Genomic DNA, 19,419 nt, shown 5'->3' on the forward strand with positions numbered 1-19,419 from the left:
TCCGTGGTCGAGTCTAGTGATCGCGGTCGGAGCGTGTGTGGTCGGGATCAGACCGCGGATGCCACGGCGTCGGTGAGGATCGCGATCGCGAGACCGTCCCACCCTTTGCGATCGAGCGTCTGCAGCGCGGTCGCGTCGAAGCGGGGGTCCTCACCGAGCATCACGACGCCCGCGTGTGCTCCCGCCACCTTGGAGTCGCCCGGCGGCGGGTCGGCGACGGCGCCCGCCCGGACGACGTTGTCGAGCACGACGACCGTGCCGGGGCGTCCGAGCCGTGCGGCCCAGTCGAGGTAGCCGGGGTTCGATTCCTTGTCGGCATCGACGAAGACGAGATCGAACGGCTCTTCGCCGATGAGGCTCGGCAGCACGTCCAGACCCCGTCCGACACGGACGTCGACGCGGTCGGCCACCCCGGCCCGGGCGAGGTTGCCGCGGGCGATTCCGGCGTTGCGCTCCTCGGCCTCGATGGTCACGACGCGCCCGCCCTCCGGGAGCGCCCGAGCGAGCCAGATCGTGGAGTACCCGCCGAGCGTTCCGATCTCCAGCACCCGCCGCGCGCCGCTGATCCGCACCAGGAGGTGCAGGAGCTTGGCCGTGACGGGCGACACCTCGATCGCGGGGAGCCCGGCCTCCTGCTGCGCGGCGAGCGCGGCATCCAGGGCCGGGTCGGGGCCGATGAGGGTGTCGGTCAGGAAGCCGTCGACGTCGTCGTGTGTGGGCACTCCCCCAGCCTGACGAAGCTCCGTCCGCCGGTCAACGGGGTCCGTGGAGGTGGGCGCGGGTCATCTCGTCGTACTCCTCGTCGCTGAGATCGTCGAAGCCCATCGCCTCGGCGCGGTCGGTGCGCATCCACCGCACCATCAGGATCACGAGGATCGGGACGTCGGCGAACTCGGCGATGAACCAGATGAGGTCGCCGGCGAGATGCTGGTCGTGGAGCGCGGAAGGCCACCACGACAGCGCCTGTCCGGCATCCGGGACCAGGTCGAGCACCGTGTCGTTGAGGCGGAGCAGCAGGCCCGGGACGGAATCGATGAGGAGCTCGACGAACGCGAGCAGGAACTCGATCGCGATGAAGGTCCCGGTGTGGACCGCACCGAGCGCCATCATCGGCAGCACCATCGCGAGACCCACCAGCGGCACGACGATCCCGAGGGACGCCTCGATCACGGGGTTCACCCGCAGGATGCCGGCCACCGGCGTGAGGAAGAGGCAGAACACCGCGGCGATCACGACGGTGGCGACCATCGCGTTGCCGGTGATCCGCACGAAGCGGGTCGCGAGCAGGCGATCGAGTCGTGCCCGGCCCCGGTCGCCCGTCGCGCGGGAGTACAGCTCCAGCGGACGTCCCGCGGCGATGCCGGCGGGGACCGCGAAGATCAGCAGCGCGATGCGGGTCGAGAACGCCCAGCGCAGCTCCGCCGAGTACGTCCCGAGGAACCCCAGTTCGATCAGCGCGTACGGGGCGAGGCCGAGGGCGAAGAACCCGATCGTGCGCAGCACCGGCCAGGGCTCGCCGCGTCGGCGGACGCGCACCACCCCGGCGATGTACGCGGCGGATGCCACGAGGATCACGCCGAGCGGAACGGGCGCGGCGTGCCAGGTGGTCAGGAGGACATGCAGAGGAGGCGTGCCAGAACGGTAGGCCGGACGGCTATGCGTTTGCCGGGACCTCGGTCTTCTGCAGCGCGGCCAGCACCGCGGGGAGCAGGGCGTCGGCGGTGCGCCGGTATCCGAGCGCGCTGGGGTGGAAGCGGTCGACGCTGAACATCTCCTCCGGGCGTTCGGCGAACACCGGTCCCACGGCGCGGGCGAGGGCCACCACCCGTCCGCCCGCACGATGCACGGCGGCGGCCTGCGCCGCGGCGAGCTGGCGCGAGGAGCGCGCCGCGAGCGCGCGGAGCGGTTGCGGGATCGCGCGGAGCGTGCCCAGGTCGGGGCAGGTCCCGACCACCACGGGGATGCCGCGGCCGCGCAGGTCGCGCACGACCTGTTCGAGCTGCCCGGCGGCGCGCGCAGCGGGGATCCGGTGCGTCACGTCGTTGCCGCCGACGACGATCACCGCAACGTCGGCGCGGGAGGACTCCGGGACGGCCGCGACCTGCCGCGCGAGCGCGGAGGTCTCCGAGCCGACCACGGCCGCGGTCCGCAGGCGCACGGGACGCCCCTCGGCACGCGCGATCCCCTTCGCGAGCCGGGCCCCCAGCGTGTCGCGACGGTGACCGGCGCCCAGACCCGCGGCGATCGAATCGCCGAGCAGGAGCAACTCGACCGGAGTGCCCGAATGCTTCTTCCGTCGCCAGACGCGGTCGGCATCGAGGGCCTGCTCGCCGAGCGGCTTGCCGATGCGTCGGCGGGCGATCGCGGCCTGCCGCGCGATGAGGGTGCGCACCCCCACCGCGGCGGTGCCGAGCACCGCGACCGACGATGCCACGGTCACCGTGATCGGTCGACGCCTCCGCATACCGTCATCCCATCGCGGCGCGGTGAACGGAGGGTGACGCGGAGCGGTGTGCGCACTCGGACCCCGGCCTTGCTCAGGCGTCGGCGGGATGCCGCCGGCCCCGCGCCCGCAGCACGAGCGCGAGGACGAGCACCGCGGTCGCCAACAGGACGTCGAGGGCGAGCCCCGCCAGCAGCTCGTCACGGCCGACGACGCCCGTGAACGACACCACCCCGCCGATCACGATCACCCCGAACGACAGCGCGAGCTGCTGGGCGGTGCTGAACATCCCGCCCGACAGACCCGCGGCCTGCACGGGGACCTCCCGCACGACGAGCTGCGTGAGCGGCGAGAAGATCAGAGCCTGCCCCACGCCGAGGAGCACCAGGGCCGGCTGCAGCCACAGTCCGATGTCGGCGCCCCAGGCGAAGACCACGGTCGCCGACATCGTGACGAGGGCCACGAGCTGCAGCCCGACGCCCCACGCGAGCGTCGCATCGCCGAGGCGGGCCTGCACCCGCGCGACCATCAGCGAGACAGCCGCGAACACCACCGCGAACGGCAGCAGCGCGAGGCCCGCCTGCAGCGACGTCATGCCGCCCTGCTCGACGGCGCGCGGGAAGACGTAGAGCAACGCCGAGTATCCGGCGAAGAACAGCGCCGCCGACAGCAGGCCGAGCTGCAGCGGGCGCAGACGCAGCACGCTGGGGGGCAGCAGGGGGACGCGACCGCTGCGCTCCACGGCATCCTGGTGCCGCCACATCGCGACGAGCGCCACCGCGGCGACCAGGAGCACGACGTACACCGGCCACGCCCAGCCCCACGCCGGACCGAACGTCAAGGCGACGGACGCGGCCAGGATGCCGATCCCGAGCGCGGCGGTGCCGACGAGGTCGATCGCGACGTGCTCGTGCGACCGGCTGCGGGGCGCCAGCGGGGCCAGCGCGATCGCCGCTGCGGCGACGAGCGCGACGACCACGAACACCGCCCTCCATCCCTCCACGACGCCGAAGCTCATCGCGGCGAGCGCGCCGCCGACGACCTGACCGACCGCGGCGCCGATTCCGCCGCTCGCACCGAATGCGGCGATGGCGCGCGTGCGTGCGACGCCGGTCGAGGTCGCCTGGATGGTGGCGAGCACCTGCGGGGTACAGAGCGCCGCGCCCACCCCCTGGACGATGCGCGCCACGATCAGCATCGCGACAGACGGCGCGAGCGCACAGGCGACCGCCGACACCAGGAAGAGCCCCATGCCCACGACGTAGAGACGGTGGCGTCCGAAACGGTCGCCCAGGCGGCCGCCGAGGATGAGCAGCACGGCGAAGGGGATGCCGTAGCCGGCGATGACGAGTTCGAGCGAGACGTCGTCGGAGCCGAAGCGGTCGCGCAGGGTCGGGAGGATCACGGTGACGGCGTTGAAAGCGAACGTGCCCACGCCGGGACCGAGGAGGAAACCGATGTAGCGCCAGGTGGGGACCGCCGGGGAGACGGATGCCGTCGGCGCGGGCGCGGTGCCGGTGGCGGGGTGCGCGGAAGTGGTCATGGTGCCAGCATGAGGGCGGTGGGATCCTGGTACCAGGAGCCTGCTCATCCTGGTACTGAAACCACTCCCCTCACCTCCGCCCGTGGTCGCCCCGGCCCGTAGGCTCGCGTCGGAAGGAGACGCCATGACCCGATCGGACGAATCACGCGCCGAGTTCGCGGCGTTCCTCCGCGGGCGACGTGCCCGGCTGCAGCCGTCCGACGTGGGCCTGCCCGACGGCACGCGGCGCCGCGTCGCGGGACTCCGCCGCGAGGAGGTCGCGCAACTCGCCGGCGTGGGTCTCACCTGGTACACGTGGCTCGAGCAGGGCAGGCCGATCGCGGCATCCGCTCAGGTCGTCACCGCGATCGCCCGCGCCCTGCGCCTGACCGACGACGAGCGCGACCACCTCTTCGCGCTCGCCGACCTGCCTCGCCCCGAGCGGGAGGCGCGGGCGTGCGTCGACACCCCGCACCTCGACCTCCTCGAGAAGTTGCTGCCGTATCCGGCGGCGCTCCAGACGTCGCGCTTCGAGATCCGCGCGTACAACCGGGCGTATCGCTATCTGTTCGACGATCTCGACGAGGTGCCCACGGAGCGGCGGAACTGCGCGGTCCTGCTCTTCACCGACGAGACGTGGCAGCGCGCGCACGTCGACATCGATCACGCGCAACGACGAGCGGCAGCTCGCCTGCGCGCCGCCTATGGACGCCATCACGACGAACCGTCGTGGCAGCGATTCGTCACCGACCTGGAGGCGGCCTCGCCGCGCTTCGCCGAGCTCTGGCGTCGCGGCGACGTCGGCGGCGAGCGCCACCAGGTGAAGCACCTGGTCAATGCGCGGGTCGGCGAGCTGCACCTCGAGATGTCGAGCATGTGGGTCGACGAGAGTCTCGGATCGCGCGTGGTGTGGTTCTCGCCGAGGGATGCCGCGACGGCGGCGCGCCTCGAACGTCTCGCGGCCGAGCACCCCGATCAGGCGCTCATCAGCGCGGTCGCCTGACCTTGGGCGCCGCGGTCAGTCGAGGGGCTTGATCTCCAGCGAGTCGACGGTGGTGTCGGCCCGCACCGTCGCGAACGACGCGTAGCCGTCGGCGCGCGAGCGCTCCAGCAGCGCCTTCAGGTTCTTCGGCCGCTGCTCCAGGCGCACCCGGGCGCCCTCGGCCACCAGAGCGGCTTTGAGTCGCAGCAGCTGCGCGAGCGGGACGTCGCGATCGTGGACCAGCACGAGGGACCGCTCGCCCGAGTCGTCGGCATCCTGGAGGAGGTCGACGATCCGCTCGAACCCGATCGAGAAGCCGACCGCGGGGACCTCCTGTCCGAGGAACCGCCCGATCATGCCGTCGTAGCGGCCCCCGCCGCCGAGCGAGTAGTCGACGCTCGGGTGCGCGAGCTCGAAGATCGTGCCGGTGTAGTAGCCCATGCCGCGGACCAGGAACGGGTCGAACCGCAGGGGGGCCTCGGCGCCGCGCGCGGCGGCGACGGTGTCGCCGAGGGCGACGAGGTGGTCGACGATCTCGTCCGGGATGCCGTCGGGCAGGGCCGCGCGGATGCCGGCCGCATCGAAGCCCGCGTCGTCGGAGCCCGGCCGGTCGAGGTAGGCGGCGAAAGCGTCGACGGCGTCCGCGGTCGCGCCCCGCTCGCGCAGCTCGGCCACGACCCCGGAGGTCCCGATCTTGTCGAGCTTGTCGATCGTGATGAGCACGCCCGGGCGCTCCTCCGCGAGGAAGCCGAACACGTCGAGCATCGCGTCGAGCGCGCGCCGGTCGTTGACGCGGATGACGCCGCCCTCGAGCCCGAGCGCGTCGAGCACGTCGAGGCTCGCGGTCATCAGCTCGGCCTCCGCGCGCGACGAGGCGTCGCCGATGATGTCGATGTCGCACTGCACGAACTGGCGGTAGCGCCCCTTCTGCGGCCGCTCCGCGCGCCACACGGGTGCCATCTGGATCGCGCGGAACACCGTCGGCAGCTGCGCGCGGTTGGTCGCGTAGAACCGGGCGAGCGGAACCGTCAGGTCGTACCGCAGCCCGAGGTCGGCCAGCGCTGACGGATCCTCGGCCGCGGCGCGGATCGCCTCGGCATCCATCCCCCGCTTGAGGATGCTGAACGAGAGCTTCTCGTTGTCGCCGCCCATGCCGGCGTGCAGGCGCGAGTACTCCTCCATGACCGGCGTCTCGATCTCGTCGAAGCCGTGCGCGCGATAGCGCTCGCGGATGACGGCGAGCACGCGCTCGCGACGGGCCTTGTCAGCGGGGAGGAAGTCGCGCATGCCGCGCGGCGGGTTCACGGATGCCACGTCTCCATTGTTCCAGGCTCGGCCGCGACGACCGTGCGGGCGTGTCGCGTGGCGCGCCGGATCACGTGCACTCGTCGAAAGCACCCGCTGCGGCGCGTCGCGACGTGCGATCTCGGCCAGATCACGTGATCTGGCGCCTCATTCGCCGGATTCCGCCGCGCGCACCTCGGCCGAGAGGCGCCGGACGCGCTCGCGCAGGGCGCGGTCGGCATCCCACCCGTGCGCGCGGGCCTGCTGCACCAGCACGAGCAGGGCGTCGCCGAGTTCGGCCTCGCTCGCCGGGTCCGCGAGGCGATGCGCCGGGGCGACGACGCCGACCTGCGCGGCCTTGCCGAGCACCTTCTGCGCCAGGGGGAGAGAAGGCATGTGCTCGGAGACGCCGTCCAGGACGCTCGTGCGCTCGCGCTTCTCCGCGGCCTTCGCCGCGTTCCAGTGCACGAGGACCTCTTCGGGAGTGGATGCCACGGCGTCGCCGAACACGTGGGGGTGGCGACGGACCATCTTCTCGGTGAGCCCGCGGGCCACGTCGTCGATGTCGAACGGATCCTCGGCGTCGCCCGCGGCGATCTCGGCGTGGAACAGCACCTGCCACAGCAGGTCGCCCAGTTCCTCCTTCAGGTCGGCCCGGGTCCCCGATTCCACGGCGTCGATGACCTCGGCGCTCTCCTCGACCAGGTACGGCACGAGGTCGCGGTGGTCGATCGTCTGCGTCCAGACGCAGCGCTCGCGCACCGCGCGCATCGTCTCGGCGGCCTCGCGCAACGCGTCGTCGCTCACGGTCCCTCCTCCCGCGGCATCCATGCGCCGCTCGTGCCGAGTATCCCCCGGTCCCGGGTCCCGCGCGCCGAGCCCGGCACAACTCCCGCCGTTTGTGTCGCCCGAGGGGTACCACGTGATCTGGCCGCAACGTGACGCAACTATCCTGGGGCGTGTGCGTGAACTGACCCCGACCGAGGCCATCGACCTCGTGGGCCGCTTCGAAGCCGGCCAAGAGCTTCCCGAGCAGATGCGCGCCGACGTGCGCCTGCTCGGTTCCCTGCTGGGCCGGGTACTGCGAGAGAGCGGCTCCCCCGGCCTGTACGACGACGTCGAGAAGCTGCGATCGGCGACGATCCAGGCGTACACCGACGAGACGCCCGAAGCGTTCGAGCGCGCCGCGGCCATCGCCGACGGCTTCTCGATCGCCCGCGCCGACGAGGTGGCCCGCGCATTCACCGCGTACTTCCACCTCGTCAACCTCGTCGAGGAGCACCAGCGCGTCCGTGTCCTCCGCGAGCGCGGTGACCGACCCTCCCGCGGCGGCACGCCCGACACGATCGCCGCGGCCTTCGAACGGCTCGCCGGCGAGGTCGGCGAGGAGACCGCCCTGTCCCGACTCCAGGCGCTCCGGTTCCACCCCGTCTTCACGGCGCACCCCACCGAGGCCCGCCGCCGCGCGATCTCCACCAGCATCCGCCGCCTGTCCGAGCTGCTCGGCGAGCACGACGCCGCCGCCGAGAACGACACCGAGGTCCGCCGCACCGAGCGCCGCATGCTCGAGGAGATCGACACGCTGTGGCGCACGGCGCCGCTCCGCCGCGAGAAGCCGTCCCCGGTGGACGAGGTGCGTTCGGTCATGGCGGTGTTCGACGAGACGCTGTACACCGCGGTTCCGCGCGTCTACCGCCGGATCGACGACATCCTCCAGGGCGAGGCGGCCGGGGCGAAGGCCCCCATCGTGAAGCCGTTCGTACGCGTCGGCTCGTGGGTCGGTGGAGACCGCGACGGCAATCCGTTCGTCACGGCATCCGTCACCCGCAAGGCCGCCGCCATCGCGAGCGAGCACGTGCTCCTGGGCCTCGAGCGCACGACCCTGCGGGTCGGCCGGGGCCTCACCCTGGATGCCGAGACCACCCCGCCGAGCGACGCGCTGCTGGCGCTGTGGAACCGGCTGCGCGCCGCCGATGAAGACGCCGCGGCCGAGATCGCCGAGCGGTCGCCCGCGGAGCCGCACCGACGGATCCTGCTGCTCCTCGCCCGCAAGATCGCGGCGACGCGGACGCGCAATGCCGACCTCGCCTACCGCGACCCGGAGCATCTGCTGACCGACCTCCGCACCGTGCAGGACTCGCTGGTCGCCGCCGGGGCGGCACGCCAGGCCTACGGCTCGCTGCAGCGCCTGATCTGGCAGGTCGAGACCTACGGATTCCACCTCACCGAGCTCGAGGTGCGTCAGCACTCCGCCGTCCACCGGAAGGTGCTCGACGAGCTGCGCTCGGGCGCGGCGCGCAGCGAGCTGACCGACGAGGTCCTCGAGGTCTTCCGCTCCATCGCCTACGTGCAGGAACGGTTCGGGCCCCGCGCGGCCGGCCGTTACATCGTGTCGTTCACGCAGTCCGCGGAAGACCTCGCGAACGTGCACGAGCTCGCGTCGTACGCGATGGGCCCGGACGAAGCGCTGCCGGTGCTCGACGTCATCCCGCTGTTCGAGACGTTCGCCGACCTGCAGGCGGCCCCCGGCATCCTGGCCGAGATCGTGGAGCACCCCGCGTTCGTCCGCCGATTGGATGCCACCGGCCGCCGCCTCGAGGTCATGCTCGGTTATTCCGACTCGTCGAAGGACGTCGGACCGGTCGCGGCGAACCTCGCGCTGTACGAGGCGCAGGCGAAGATCTCGACGTGGGCCGAGGCGGAGGGCATCGAGCTGACGCTCTTCCACGGCCGCGGCGGTGCGCTCGGGCGCGGCGGTGGTCCCGCCAACTCCGCGATCCTCGCGCAGCCCCCGCACTCCGTCGACGGTCGCTTCAAGCTCACCGAGCAGGGCGAGGTCATCTTCGCGCGCTACGGCGACCCCGACATCGCGATGCGGCACATCGACCAGGTCGCGGCGGCCGTGCTCACGGCATCCTCGCCCTCGATCGAGCGTCGCAACCGCGGGGCGGCCGAGGCGTTCGCCGACGTGGCCGCGACGATGGACGTCGCCTCGCGCGAGCGGTTCTTCGCCCTCGTGAAGGCGCCCGGCTTCGCACCGTGGTTCGCGACCGTCACGCCCATGGAGGAGCTCGGGCACCTCGCACTCGGTTCGCGCCCGGCCCGACGCGGGCTGTCGGTGGAGTCGCTGGAAGACCTGCGCGCGATCCCGTGGGTGTTCTCGTGGACGCAGGCGCGCATCAACCTGGCCGGCTGGTTCGGCCTCGGCACCGCGCTCGACGCGGTCGGCGACGAGCAGCGCCTGCGCGACGCGTACGAGCAGTGGCCGCTGTTCCGCACGATGATCGACAACGTCGCGATGAGCCTCGCCAAGGCCGACGCGCGGATCGCCCGCCGTTACCTGGCGCTCGGCGACCGCGACGACCTCGCGGGACTCGTCATGGACGAGATGCTCCTCACCCGGACGTGGGTCGAGCGCATCACGGGCGGCGAGCTGCTGGGCAACAAGCCGGTGCTGCAGCGCGCGGTGAAGATGCGCAGCCCCTACGTCGACGCGCTGTCGCTCCTGCAGCTGCGGGCTCTGCGCGCGCTCCGCGACGTGGACGCCGAAGACCCGACCCCGGATGCCGAGCACCAGCGTCTGCTGCTGCTGTCGGTGAGCGGCGTGGCGGCGGGTCTGCAGAACACGGGCTGATCCGTTCCGATACGTGGAAGCGCCGGCGTCCTTCGGGGCGTCGGCGCTTCCACGTTCCCGACCGACGCCCCGCGTACCGTCCTGCGGACTCCAGGACCGACACGCCGCTCACGGCTGACCTTCGACGGCGAGTCGCCGATGAACTCCGCGCGACGGCACAGCACTGCACGACGGCACGGCATCCGGATGCCGGGCGCCCGTGTGTCAGTCCAGACGGCGGTCGGCAGCGTGCCGGGCGAGGCTGCGGCCGTAGCGCTCGGTCAGCTGCACCATGAGGTCCGGCGTCTCGCGATCGAGACCGAAGACGTATCCCGGGAAGTCGAGTTCCTTCTGCGCCGCCCAGATCTCGTCGTGCCGGTCGGGCGAGAGCAGCTGCACGGGGTCGCCGACCGCGACCCACCCGATCGGCACGACCGTCTCGGGCGGCAGCACCGTGCGCAGATGCACGATCGCGTTGATGCGCACCTCGCTGCGGTCGCCGATCTGCGCGCCGTTGAACACGCGTGTGCCCGTGGCGAGGAACACCTCGTCGCCGATGTCGGCGCCCGCGACGCTCGCCATCGGTCCGACCAGCGTGTGCGCACCGACGTGCACCGCGTGCGTGGAGCTCGCCCGCAGCAGCGCGTTCTCCATCACGATGGTGTTCTCCCCCAGCACGATCCGGCTGCCCTCGGCGGTCAGGACAGCACCGTGGAGGACCTGGCATCCGGGACCGATGGTGACGTCCCCGCTGACGACCGCGGTGGGGGCGACGACGGCGTCGGGGTGGATGCGGGGCTCGGCCCCGAGGTGAGCGAAGCGCATGGCGGCGTCCTTCCCGTCGGTGCCCGTCAGCGTAGTCCCGCGGGCGGCGGGGAGGACACGCTCACTCGTGGTCGTACGCGAAGACGGCGTCGAGACCGACCCCGAACTCGCCCGCGATCTGGAAGGCGAGTTCCAGGCTCGGCGAATACCGTCCCTGCTCGATGGCGATGACCGTCTGGCGCGTCACGCCGAGGCGGCGGGCGAGTTCGGCCTGGGTGGTGCCGGCGCGCTCGCGATGCTCGCGGATGCTGTTCGTGACGCGAGTGGGCTTCGCCATCACGGCATCCCCCGGTAGTACAGGGCGAGCCGGGCGAGACTGCCGATGATCGCGGACAGCGCGAAGCCCGCGTAGACGGCGTTGGCGATCCAGAACAGCGGCGCTTGGACGGCGCACAGCACCAGCCCCGCCAGCCCGCCGAACACGAGGAAGGCCTGACCGACGCGGTCGCCCTGTGCGGCGATCTCGCGATCGCGCACGTCGGAACGGTGGTCGGTGTCGGGATCGCGGCGCGACTGCGCCATCCCCCACGCGATGCTCACGGCGATGGCCACGAGGATGCTCGCGACGATGGTCGAGACCATCGGCCACACCCAGTCGATGCGTTCGACGGCGGTGTCCCGTGCGACGACGAGCATCCAGATCGTGTACACCAGCACGCCGGGGACACTGGCGATCAGCCCCGCCCAGGTGTTGCGCTCCTCGAACGACATCGCGGCCTCCGTGTAAAGAAAACTTGACATTTCGACCGTAGGACGGGCACGATCCGATGTCAAGAATCTTTGACACCGAGGAGTCACCATGGACATGAACGCGGCCGTCGTCGACGCCTACGGACCCCCCGAGGTCGTCCGCATCCAGCGCCGCCCCCGCCCGCGGGCCGTGCGAACCGATGTCGTCGTCGACGTCGCAGCCGCATCCGTCAACAGCGGTGACGCTCGGATCCGCGGCGCCCGCTTCCCCGCCGGATTCGGCGTCCCCGGTCGGATCGCCCTGGGCCTGCGGGGTCCCCGTCGGCCGGTGCTCGGCATCGCGCTGTCCGGTCGCGTCGTCGAGACCGGCCCCCGCGCGACCGATCTCCGTCCCGGTGACCGCGTGTGCGGCATGACGGACATGCGGATGGGCGCGCACGCCGAGTTCGCCGCCGTCCCCGAGCAGCGATTGGTCCGGATCCCCGACGGGGTGAGCGACGACGAGGCCGCCTCGGTCCTGTTCGGCGGAACCACGGCTCTCTGGTTCCTCCGCGACCGCGCGCGGCTGCGTCGCGGCGAGCGCGTCCTCGTCATCGGCGGCGCGGGTGCCGTCGGAACGCACGCCGTGCAGATCGCCCGCTCCCTGGGGGCGGAGGTCACCGCCACCGCGAGCGAGGGCAACCTCGCCCTGCTCTCGCGTCTCGGAGCGCACCACGCGGTGGACCGCGCCTCGACGTCGCTGTCCGACCTTCCCGGTCCCTATGACGTCGTCTTCGACACGGTCGGCGCCCTGCACCCCGACACCGCCGCGCCCCTGCTGTCTCCGGACGGCCGCGTGATCCTCGCGGCGGCGACGCTCGCCGAGACGATCACGCCGAGGGCGCGCGTGATCACCGGCACCGCGGGGGCGGGTCGCGAGCTCGTGGGCGACCTGCTCGACGGGATCGTCGCGGGCACCCTCACACCCGTGATCGAAGCGGTCCTGCCGCTGGAACGGATCGCCGAGGCGTACGCCCGCGTGGACTCCGGTCACAAGACGGGCAGCATCCTGGTGCGCCCCTGAGGCGGTCAGGCGGGCTCGGTCACCGTGACGAGGGGTCCGATCATGGCATCCGTCCGCTCACGCCGAGGCGGTCTCGGCGGTCTTCTCCGTCGGCAGCGGCCACAGAGCGTCGAGCAGCTGACGCACCCACGCGATGAGGTTCGCGTCATCGGCGTCCTGCGGGAGCGGGACGACCATGGCGTCCCCGTTCGCGACGAGCTTCGCCTTGGGGTACAGACGCTGCAGACGCACGCGCATCGAGTCCGCGAGGTGCGCGGGGGCGATGCGGAGGTTCGAGCCCATGGCCACGACGTCCGCGAGACCGGCCTGCGCAGCCCGACGACGCAGGCGCGCGACCGCGATCAGCCCCTCGACCTCGACCGGCGGCTCGCCGTACCGGTCGCGCAGCTCATCGACGACGAGGTCGATCGCGTCGTCCTTCGCGGTAGCGGATGCCGCGGCCGACAGCTTCTGGTACGCCTCGAGGCGCAGCCGCTCGCTGTCGATGTACGTCTCGGGCAGGCGCGCGTCGACGGGCAGCTCCAGACGCAGCTCGGTGGGACCCTCGGTGTCCTCGCCGCGGAAGGTCGCCACGGCCTCGCCGATCATGCGGAGGTACAGGTCGAACCCGACACCGGCGATATGACCGGCCTGCTCGGCGCCGAGCAGATTACCGGCGCCGCGGAGCTCGAGGTCCTTCAAGGCGACCTGCATGCCGCTGCCGAGATCGTTGTTCACCGCGATCGTCTCGAGACGGTCGGCGGCTGTCTCGGACAGCGGCTTCATCTCGTCGTACAGGAAGTACGCGTAGGCGCGGTCGCGCCCGCGACCCACGCGTCCGCGCAGCTGGTGCAGCTGGGACAGACCGTACTTGTCGGCGCGGTCGATGATGATCGTGTTCGCGTTCGAGATGTCCAGGCCCGTCTCGATGATCGTGGTCGACACGAGGACGTCGGCGCGACGCTCCCAGAAGTCGTCGACGACCTGCTCCAGCGCGTGCTCGCCCATCTGGCCGTGCGCGACGACGATCCGGGCCTCGGGCACGAGTTCGGCGAGGTGCGCGGCGACGCGCTGGATCGACGACACCCGGTTGTGCACGTAGAACACCTGGCCCTCGCGCAGCAGCTCGCGCCGGATCGCCGCGGCGATCTGCTTGTCGTTGCGCGGACCCACGTACGACAGGATCGGATGCCGATCCTCCGGCGGGGTCGCCAGCGTCGACATCTCGCGGATCCCGGTCACCGCCATCTCGAGCGTGCGCGGGATGGGCGTGGCGCTCATGGCGAGGATGTCGACGTTGGTCTTGAGCTTCTTCAGCGCGTCCTTGTGCTCGACGCCGAAGCGCTGCTCCTCGTCGATGATCATGAGCCCGAGATCCTTGAAGATCACCTTCTCGGTGAGGATCCGGTGCGTGCCGATGACCATGTCGACGGTGCCGTCGGTGAGCCCCGCGAGCGTGGCCTTCGCCTCCTTGTCGCTCTGGAAGCGCGAGAGGGGACGCACGGTCACGGGGAACCCGGCGAAACGCTCCGCGAACGTCTCGAGGTGCTGCTTCACGAGCAGGGTCGTGGGGACGAGCATCGCGACCTGCTTGCCGTCCTGGATCGCCTTGAAGGCGGCGCGCACAGCGACCTCGGTCTTGCCGAAGCCGACATCGCCCGACAGCAGCCGGTCCATCGGGATCGGCTTCTCCATGTCGGCCTTGATCTCGTCGATCGTCTGCAGCTGGTCCTGCGTCTCGGCGAACGGGAACGCCTCCTCCAGCTCGCGCTGCCACGGCGTGTCCGGGCCGAACGCGTAGCCCTTCGCCGCCATGCGCGCCGAGTAGAGCTTCACCAGCTCGACGGCGATGTCGCGCACCGCCTTGCGGGCGCGTCCCTTGGCGGCGGCCCAGTCGCTGCCGCCCATCTTGGACAGCACGGGCGCCTCGCCGCCGACGTACTTCGAGAGCAGATCCAGCTGATCCGTGGGCACGAACAGCTTGTCGCCCGGGTAGCCGCGCTTGGCGGGCGCGTACTCGAGGACCAGGTACTCCTTCGTGGTCTTCACGGCGTTGCGCCCACCGCTCGACACCTCTCGCTGCGTCAGCTCGATGAATCTGCCGATGCCGTGCGTCGCGTGCACCACGACGTCGCCGGGCTTGAGCTGCAGCGGATCGACGACGTTGCGCCGACGGGACGCGAGCTTCTTCGCCCCGCGGTTGTCGTTGCCGACGGAGCGACCGTAGAACTCGGTCTCGGTGATGACGGCGAACTTCACCTCGGTGAGTTCGAACCCGCGCTCCAGCGAGGCGCACACGACGTGCGCGACCCCGGGCTCGGGCGGCGTGCGAACGTCATCGACCTTGCGCGCCGCGATCCCGCGTTCAGCGAGCACGTCGCGCGCCCGGTCCACGAGCCCCGGACCGGATGCCGTCACCACCACGGCCCATCCGTCGGCGAGCAGCTCCCCGACGTGTGCCGTCGCCCCGTCGACGTTGCCCTGGAAGGACGGCACGGGGTCGGCCTTCACCCGGTGCGCGGAGTCGTCGCCCACGACGAGGCCCTCGGCCTCGGCATCCGCCGCACCGGAATCGAACGCGCTCAGGCGCCACCAGACGCCGCCGCGGCCGCTCGCGATCTCGTGCAGGTCGTCGAGCGTGACGAAATCGCCGGCGCCCAGATCGACGGGCGTGTCCGCGCCCGCGGTCGCCGCCGACCACGCCGCCTCGAGGAACTCGCGGTTCGTGTCGCCGAGCGTGGTGGCCCGGGCGAGGGAGCGCTCCGGATCGACGAGGGCGACCGCGCTGCCGCCGGGGAGATAGTCGACGAGGGTCACGAGGTCGTCCACGAGCACCGGGATGAGGGATTCCATGCCCTCGGCCGGGATGCCCTCCGCCATCTTCTCGAGCAGCTGACGCAGCCCCGGATAGCCGTCGCGCAACTCGGCGGCGCGCTCGCGCACTTCCGAGGTGAGCAGGAGCTCGCGGCTCGGGACGAGCGACACCTCGGCCACCTCACCGGGCAGTGAGCGCTGATCGGCGACGGAGAAGGCGCGGATCTGGTCGACCTCGTCGCCGAAGAACTCGACGCGATACGGGTGGTCGGCCACCGGCGGGAACACATCGAGGATGCCGCCGCGCACGGCGAACTCTCCGCGACGCGAGACCATGTCGACCCGGTGGTAGGCCAGCTCGACCAGGCGGGTGGTGACCGCGTCGAGCTCGCGCCCGCGCCCCCCGACGCGCAGGTGCACAGGTTCGACGTCGCCGAGGCCGGGGGCGAGCGGCTGCAGCGCGCTGCGGACGGAGGCGGTGACCACGAGCGGAACCGACCCGTCCCAGGCCGCGACGCGACGCAGCACGTCCAGCCGGCGACCCACGGTTTCGGGACTCGGGCTCAGGCGCTCGTGCGGCAGCGTCTCCCACGCCGGGAAGTGCAGCACCTGGGCTCCGGGAAGCACGGCCTCCAGCGCGGGCCCGAGCGATTCGGCGCGGCGCCCCGTCGGCGCGATCACCAGGACCGCCCCCGGCGCCCCCGCACTCCGCCGATGCTCAAGAAGACCGGCGATCACGGGCGCATCCAGCCCGTCGACGAGGGAGAGAGACAGATCGGCGGATGCCGCGACAGCGGCCTCCCGGTACGACTCAGCCTGCTCGAGGGCGCGAACGATCCCGGGAACTGTCACTCGACACATCCTACGCGGGGGCACGGACACGCGGCTCGGACCGCGGCCTTCGGCGGGAACCGTCCCGGGGCCCGCGCGCGCGGAGTCGTACAGTGGGGTCATGACCTCCCCTGGCGTGCCCGGATTCGCCTCCCCCTACGCCGCACCGCCGGTCGGGACGCTCCTCACGCCTCCCCCCTCGACGCCGCGTCGGCGACCGCTCGGAGCCTTGGCGCTGGTGCTGGCGATCCTCGCGGGGGTCGTGGCATCCGGGATCGCCGGCTTCGCGTCGTTCCGGATCGCGCGAGGCGCGGGCGCCGAGTTCATCGCCCGCGGCGGTCAGTCCGTCGACTGGCGCCTCCTCTCGCCCGTGCGGGACTTCGTGCTGCTGGGCGAGGTCGCGTTCTGGTCCGGAACGGCACTGGGGATCGCGGCACTCGCCGTCGGAATCGTGGCGACCGTCCGCAACACGGGCCGCGGGCCCGGCATCGCCGCAATCGTCATCGCCGCACTCGGACCGTTCCTGTTCGCCGGGCTGGTCTTCGTCGCCCTCGCCGCCGGCGCGGGCGAGCTCGCCGGCGCCGCGGTCTGACACCGCACTACCGGGTCGGGCCCGGCCGCGTCCACCCCGGGCGGCGGATCGCCGATCGCTTCGTAGGGTTGTCCGCACGGGGGTTCTGCATGCCCTCGACGACCTTTGGAGGACACAGTGACCAGCACACCGCCGCCCCCCGAGCCGCACAACCCCCCGCCGGCCACTCGCGCCGAAGCCGCGCAGGGCGGGTACGCCGCTGCACCCGCCGGGTACTCCGCACCGGCCTCCCCCGCACGCACACGGGGATCGAACCGGCTGGGCGTGGTCGCGTTCGCCGCCTCGCTGCTGGCCGTCGTGATCGGCTCGATCATCGCCGTGTTCGCCGGCATCCAGAGCGGGAGCCTCGCGCAGTTCGCCGACGCCATCGACAGCAGTGGCAACGTCGACGCCGCGGCGTTGCCCGCCGCCGCGAACCAGATCGCCCTCGCGGCCGGCGCCCTCTCCGTCGCCGCGTTCCTGGTCTGGGGAGCGTTCGCCCTCTGGGGCTTCGTGCAGGGCATCATCGCCGCGGTGAAGAACCGGGGACGCGGATGGGGCATCGCCGCGATCGTGCTGTCCGTCGTCGGCGGCGGGATCGTGTTCGCCTTCTTCGTCGTCGGAGCAGGTATCGGCGCGGCGCCCTACGCGTCCTGATCGCGTCGCGGATCGACCGCGCACGCTTCCTCGAGAGAGCCTCGGCCGGTCGGCCGAGGCTCTCTCGTCGTCGGTGCGGGGCACCGGAACCGCCCACCCCTCCTCCACAGGCGGTCGGCCGCTGGAGTTGTCCACAATTTCACGCGGTCACGGAGCGGGAGAGCCTCGATCCCTCCTAGCCTCGCCGGGAGCCGGACCGTCCGGCCGGATCGGACGAGGACTCCCATGCAACAGCTCACTCCCCCGGGTTCGCCCGCGGCCCCCGGCCTCCCGCCCCACGCCGCGCCGGTGCCGGCCGCCGCGCACACGGCCGTGCTCGCGCCCTCGCGCCCGACGGCGGCCGCCGAGCCGGATCCCCCCATCCGTCCGTCGCGACTCGTCCCGTTCTTGATGTTCGGCGGGATCAGCACGGTCCTGCTCGTCATCGCCGCAGTCCTGCGCCGCGAGACGACTCCCGCGTGGGCCGACCTGGGCGACTACAGCTGTCTCGGCGGGTGCCTGAGCGGAGTCGCCGCCGCGATCTTCGGGTGCGTCACCCTCTCCCGCGCCCTGCGGAGGCGGTGACCGCCCGCGGTCTCAGCGCGGGGCGTGGAAACGCTGCTGCGCCGGGACGAGCCCCTCCTCGACCAGCAACTCCACGGCATCGGCTGCGTCCGAGACCAGGATGGGGAGCGTCTCCCGCTCCTTCGCGCCGAACGGGTCGAGCACCCAGTCCGCCGGGTCCTGTCGACCGACGGGACGACCGATGCCCACCCGGACACGCGGGAATTCGGGCGATCCGAGCGCCTTCGCGACATCGCGCACACCGTTGTGCCCGCCGTGCCCGCCGCCGGTCTTGAGCTTGATCGTGTCGAAGGGGATGTCGAGCTCGTCGTGGACGACGACGACGCGCTCCGGGGCGATGTCGTAGAACCGCGCCAGTCCCGAAACGGGTCCGCCCGAGACGTTCATGAAGCTGTTCGGCTTCGCGAGCACGAGTTTCGCGCCGCCCGGGCGCACCCACGTCTCGACCACACGCGCATTGGCCTTGTGCGCACGGAACGACTCGCGACGCCGGGCGGCGAGTTCATCGATCACCATCTGGCCGATGTTGTGCCGCGTCGCCTCGTACCGCGGTCCGGGATTGCCGAGCCCGACGATGAGCCACGTGTCCGCCATGGCATCCATCCTTCCGGATCCGCCCGCGGACCCTGACATGAAAAACGAGGGGGCGTGAGACACGCCCCCTCGTCGGTCGCGGACCGCTCGCGCGGTCCGCGGGGATCAGTTCTCGTCGCCCTCGGAAGCGGCCTCGGCCTCTTCGGCCTGCTCCTCGGCGACCTCGGCGTCGGCCTCGGCGATCTCCTCGTCGGCAGCGAGGGTGTCCAGCGGCACGGAGACGCCGATGATGAGCGTCTCGGGCTCGGTCACGAGCGTCGCGCCGGCGGGCAGGACCAGGTCGGCGGCGGTGATCTGCGTACCGTCCTCGAGGCCCTCGACCGAGACCTCGACGTTCTGCGGGATGTGCGTGGCCTCGACCTCGAGCGAGACGGTGGTGCTGTCGAGGTTCGCGATCGTGCCGGAGAACGGCTCGCCCACGACGACGACGGGGACGTCGACCGAGACCTTCTCGCCCTTCTTCACGACGATGAGGTCGATGTGCTCGACGATCTGGCGCACCGGATCCTTCTGCACGTCCTTGACCAGGGTCAGCTGGCTCTTGCCGTTGATGTCGAGGTCGAGCAGCGCGTTGGCGCGACGGATGAGCAGCGAGACCTGGTGACCGGGCAGCGCGACGTGCTGCGGCTCGGTGCCGTGACCGTAGATGACCGCGGGGATCTTGCCGGCGGCGCGCAGACGGCGGGCGAAGCCCTTGCCGAAGTTCTCGCGCAGCTCGGCGACGACCTTGTTGTCTTCCGACATGATGTTCTCCTCGCGGGCTCGGGTCCCGCAGCTTGTGAGCGGACGATGTCCGCGCGTATGTGGTCTGGATTCGACTCGAACGCGAGCGCGTGAGGAAAGCCGGGAGCCTTGCAACACCGCGTCGATCACGGATGTCAGGTGCACCCGCCGGGGCGCACGAGGAGACATCCCTCGCCGAAGTTCCCCGGAAGTCTACCAGCGACCCGCTCCGCATTTCGACCCGCGCCGCGGAGTGCTGCGGAG

General features: G+C 71.8%; 18 protein-coding genes. 6 read left to right on the plus strand and 12 right to left on the minus strand.

The window, feature by feature from the left end; all coding sequences use genetic code 11:
• Positions 1-47 precede the first annotated feature (47 nt).
• The 4 genes from BGO45_RS03695 to BGO45_RS03710 form a co-directional block, all read right to left on the minus strand.
• Positions 48-722: an O-methyltransferase gene (locus BGO45_RS03695; RefSeq protein ID WP_292691019.1), complete on the minus strand. Its 675-nt coding sequence runs from the start codon at positions 720-722 to the stop codon at positions 48-50.
• Between the two features lie 31 nt (positions 723-753).
• Positions 754-1,566 carry a cytochrome c oxidase assembly protein gene (locus BGO45_RS03700; protein ID WP_292691021.1) on the minus strand — a complete coding sequence of 271 codons (813 nt, stop codon included), beginning with the start codon at positions 1,564-1,566 and terminating at the stop codon, positions 754-756.
• Between the two features lie 88 nt (positions 1,567-1,654).
• Positions 1,655-2,464: an SGNH/GDSL hydrolase family protein gene (locus BGO45_RS03705; RefSeq protein ID WP_292691023.1), complete on the minus strand. Its 810-nt coding sequence runs from the start codon at positions 2,462-2,464 to the stop codon at positions 1,655-1,657.
• A gap of 73 nt (positions 2,465-2,537) precedes the next feature.
• Positions 2,538-3,986 carry an MFS transporter gene (locus tag BGO45_RS03710; protein WP_292691025.1) on the minus strand — a complete coding sequence of 483 codons (1,449 nt, stop codon included), beginning with the start codon at positions 3,984-3,986 and terminating at the stop codon, positions 2,538-2,540.
• Between the two features lie 124 nt (positions 3,987-4,110).
• Here BGO45_RS03710 and BGO45_RS03715 point away from each other — a divergent pair, with 124 nt between their 5' ends.
• On the plus strand, positions 4,111-4,968 hold the full coding sequence (locus BGO45_RS03715) for a helix-turn-helix transcriptional regulator (protein ID WP_292691027.1): 858 nt from the start codon (positions 4,111-4,113) through the stop codon (positions 4,966-4,968).
• Between the two features lie 15 nt (positions 4,969-4,983).
• On the opposite strand, the gene hisS is transcribed toward BGO45_RS03715, so the two are convergent.
• Both hisS and BGO45_RS03725 read right to left on the minus strand, forming a co-directional pair.
• Positions 4,984-6,234 carry a histidine--tRNA ligase gene (hisS, locus tag BGO45_RS03720; protein WP_292692848.1) on the minus strand — a complete coding sequence of 417 codons (1,251 nt, stop codon included), beginning with the start codon at positions 6,232-6,234 and terminating at the stop codon, positions 4,984-4,986.
• Between the two features lie 165 nt (positions 6,235-6,399).
• Complete coding sequence (locus tag BGO45_RS03725; RefSeq protein WP_292692850.1) at positions 6,400-7,002, minus strand: MazG family protein; 603 nt, start codon at positions 7,000-7,002, stop codon at positions 6,400-6,402.
• 190 nt (positions 7,003-7,192) lie between these two features.
• On the opposite strand from BGO45_RS03725, the gene BGO45_RS03730 reads away from it, so the two are divergent.
• Complete coding sequence (locus BGO45_RS03730; protein WP_292691029.1) at positions 7,193-9,865, plus strand: phosphoenolpyruvate carboxylase; 2,673 nt, start codon at positions 7,193-7,195, stop codon at positions 9,863-9,865.
• Between the two features lie 204 nt (positions 9,866-10,069).
• Here BGO45_RS03730 and BGO45_RS03735 read toward each other — a convergent pair whose 3' ends face one another.
• From BGO45_RS03735 to BGO45_RS03745, 3 genes are all read right to left on the minus strand, one after another.
• Entirely contained in the window at positions 10,070-10,669 is a 600-nt protein-coding gene (locus BGO45_RS03735) for a gamma carbonic anhydrase family protein (RefSeq protein WP_292691031.1), read from the minus strand.
• Positions 10,670-10,730: 61 nt separating this feature from the next.
• The gene (locus BGO45_RS03740; RefSeq protein WP_292691033.1) at positions 10,731-10,946 is read right to left on the minus strand and encodes a helix-turn-helix transcriptional regulator; all 216 of its coding nucleotides are present in this window, start codon (positions 10,944-10,946) and stop codon (positions 10,731-10,733) included.
• On the minus strand, positions 10,946-11,410 hold the full coding sequence (locus BGO45_RS03745) for a hypothetical protein (RefSeq protein ID WP_292691035.1): 465 nt from the start codon (positions 11,408-11,410) through the stop codon (positions 10,946-10,948). The genes BGO45_RS03740 and BGO45_RS03745 overlap by 1 nt, the downstream gene beginning before the upstream one ends.
• 58 nt (positions 11,411-11,468) lie before the next feature.
• Between BGO45_RS03745 and BGO45_RS03750 the strand changes: the two genes are divergently transcribed.
• On the plus strand, positions 11,469-12,422 hold the full coding sequence (locus BGO45_RS03750) for an NAD(P)-dependent alcohol dehydrogenase (RefSeq protein WP_292691037.1): 954 nt from the start codon (positions 11,469-11,471) through the stop codon (positions 12,420-12,422).
• Positions 12,423-12,479: 57 nt separating this feature from the next.
• Here the strand turns inward: BGO45_RS03750 and mfd are convergent, their stop codons facing one another.
• On the minus strand, positions 12,480-16,067 hold the full coding sequence (mfd, locus tag BGO45_RS03755; protein ID WP_292691039.1) for a transcription-repair coupling factor: 3,588 nt from the start codon (positions 16,065-16,067) through the stop codon (positions 12,480-12,482).
• 100 nt (positions 16,068-16,167) lie between these two features.
• Between mfd and BGO45_RS03760 the strand changes: the two genes are divergently transcribed.
• The 3 genes from BGO45_RS03760 (at position 16,168) to BGO45_RS03770 (ending at position 17,838) form a co-directional block, all read left to right on the plus strand.
• A complete protein-coding gene (locus BGO45_RS03760; RefSeq protein ID WP_292691041.1) occupies positions 16,168-16,638 on the plus strand; it encodes a hypothetical protein in 471 nt (156 codons plus the stop codon).
• A 117-nt stretch (positions 16,639-16,755) separates the two neighbouring features.
• Positions 16,756-17,274 carry a hypothetical protein gene (locus BGO45_RS03765; protein ID WP_292691043.1) on the plus strand — a complete coding sequence of 173 codons (519 nt, stop codon included), beginning with the start codon at positions 16,756-16,758 and terminating at the stop codon, positions 17,272-17,274.
• Between the two features lie 225 nt (positions 17,275-17,499).
• Positions 17,500-17,838 (plus strand): hypothetical protein, encoded by a 339-nt coding sequence (locus tag BGO45_RS03770; protein WP_292691045.1) that lies wholly within the window; start codon positions 17,500-17,502, stop codon positions 17,836-17,838.
• Positions 17,839-17,850: 12 nt separating this feature from the next.
• Here BGO45_RS03770 and pth read toward each other — a convergent pair whose 3' ends face one another.
• Positions 17,851-18,432 carry an aminoacyl-tRNA hydrolase gene (gene pth / locus BGO45_RS03775; RefSeq protein WP_292691047.1) on the minus strand — a complete coding sequence of 194 codons (582 nt, stop codon included), beginning with the start codon at positions 18,430-18,432 and terminating at the stop codon, positions 17,851-17,853.
• Between the two features lie 105 nt (positions 18,433-18,537).
• Positions 18,538-19,176, minus strand: a complete 639-nt coding sequence (locus BGO45_RS03780) for a 50S ribosomal protein L25/general stress protein Ctc (protein ID WP_292691049.1) — start codon at positions 19,174-19,176, stop codon at positions 18,538-18,540.
• Positions 19,177-19,419 lie beyond the last annotated feature (243 nt).

This window comes from Microbacterium sp. 71-36, from assembly GCF_001898305.1.
GTDB lineage: Bacteria > Actinomycetota > Actinomycetes > Actinomycetales > Microbacteriaceae > Microbacterium.

What these genes read in the sequence shown, in the direction of transcription:
- BGO45_RS03705 (WP_292691023.1), bottom strand. Translation starts at nt 2,464, where the DNA reads ATGCGGAGGCGTCGACCGATCACGGTGACCGTGGCATCGTCGGTCGCG.
- BGO45_RS03710 (WP_292691025.1), bottom strand. Translation starts at nt 3,986, where the DNA reads ATGACCACTTCCGCGCACCCCGCCACCGGCACCGCGCCCGCGCCGACG.
- BGO45_RS03715 (WP_292691027.1), top strand. Translation starts at nt 4,111, where the DNA reads ATGACCCGATCGGACGAATCACGCGCCGAGTTCGCGGCGTTCCTCCGC.
- hisS (WP_292692848.1), bottom strand. Translation starts at nt 6,234, where the DNA reads ATGCGCGACTTCCTCCCCGCTGACAAGGCCCGTCGCGAGCGCGTGCTC.
- BGO45_RS03725 (WP_292692850.1), bottom strand. Translation starts at nt 7,002, where the DNA reads ATGCGCGCGGTGCGCGAGCGCTGCGTCTGGACGCAGACGATCGACCAC.
- BGO45_RS03735 (WP_292691031.1), bottom strand. Translation starts at nt 10,669, where the DNA reads ATGCGCTTCGCTCACCTCGGGGCCGAGCCCCGCATCCACCCCGACGCC.
- BGO45_RS03740 (WP_292691033.1), bottom strand. Translation starts at nt 10,946, where the DNA reads ATGGCGAAGCCCACTCGCGTCACGAACAGCATCCGCGAGCATCGCGAG.
- BGO45_RS03745 (WP_292691035.1), bottom strand. Translation starts at nt 11,410, where the DNA reads ATGTCAAGTTTTCTTTACACGGAGGCCGCGATGTCGTTCGAGGAGCGC.
- BGO45_RS03750 (WP_292691037.1), top strand. Translation starts at nt 11,469, where the DNA reads ATGGACATGAACGCGGCCGTCGTCGACGCCTACGGACCCCCCGAGGTC.
- BGO45_RS03760 (WP_292691041.1), top strand. Translation starts at nt 16,168, where the DNA reads ATGACCTCCCCTGGCGTGCCCGGATTCGCCTCCCCCTACGCCGCACCG.
- BGO45_RS03770 (WP_292691045.1), top strand. Translation starts at nt 17,500, where the DNA reads ATGCAACAGCTCACTCCCCCGGGTTCGCCCGCGGCCCCCGGCCTCCCG.
- pth (WP_292691047.1), bottom strand. Translation starts at nt 18,432, where the DNA reads ATGGCGGACACGTGGCTCATCGTCGGGCTCGGCAATCCCGGACCGCGG.
- BGO45_RS03780 (WP_292691049.1), bottom strand. Translation starts at nt 19,176, where the DNA reads ATGTCGGAAGACAACAAGGTCGTCGCCGAGCTGCGCGAGAACTTCGGC.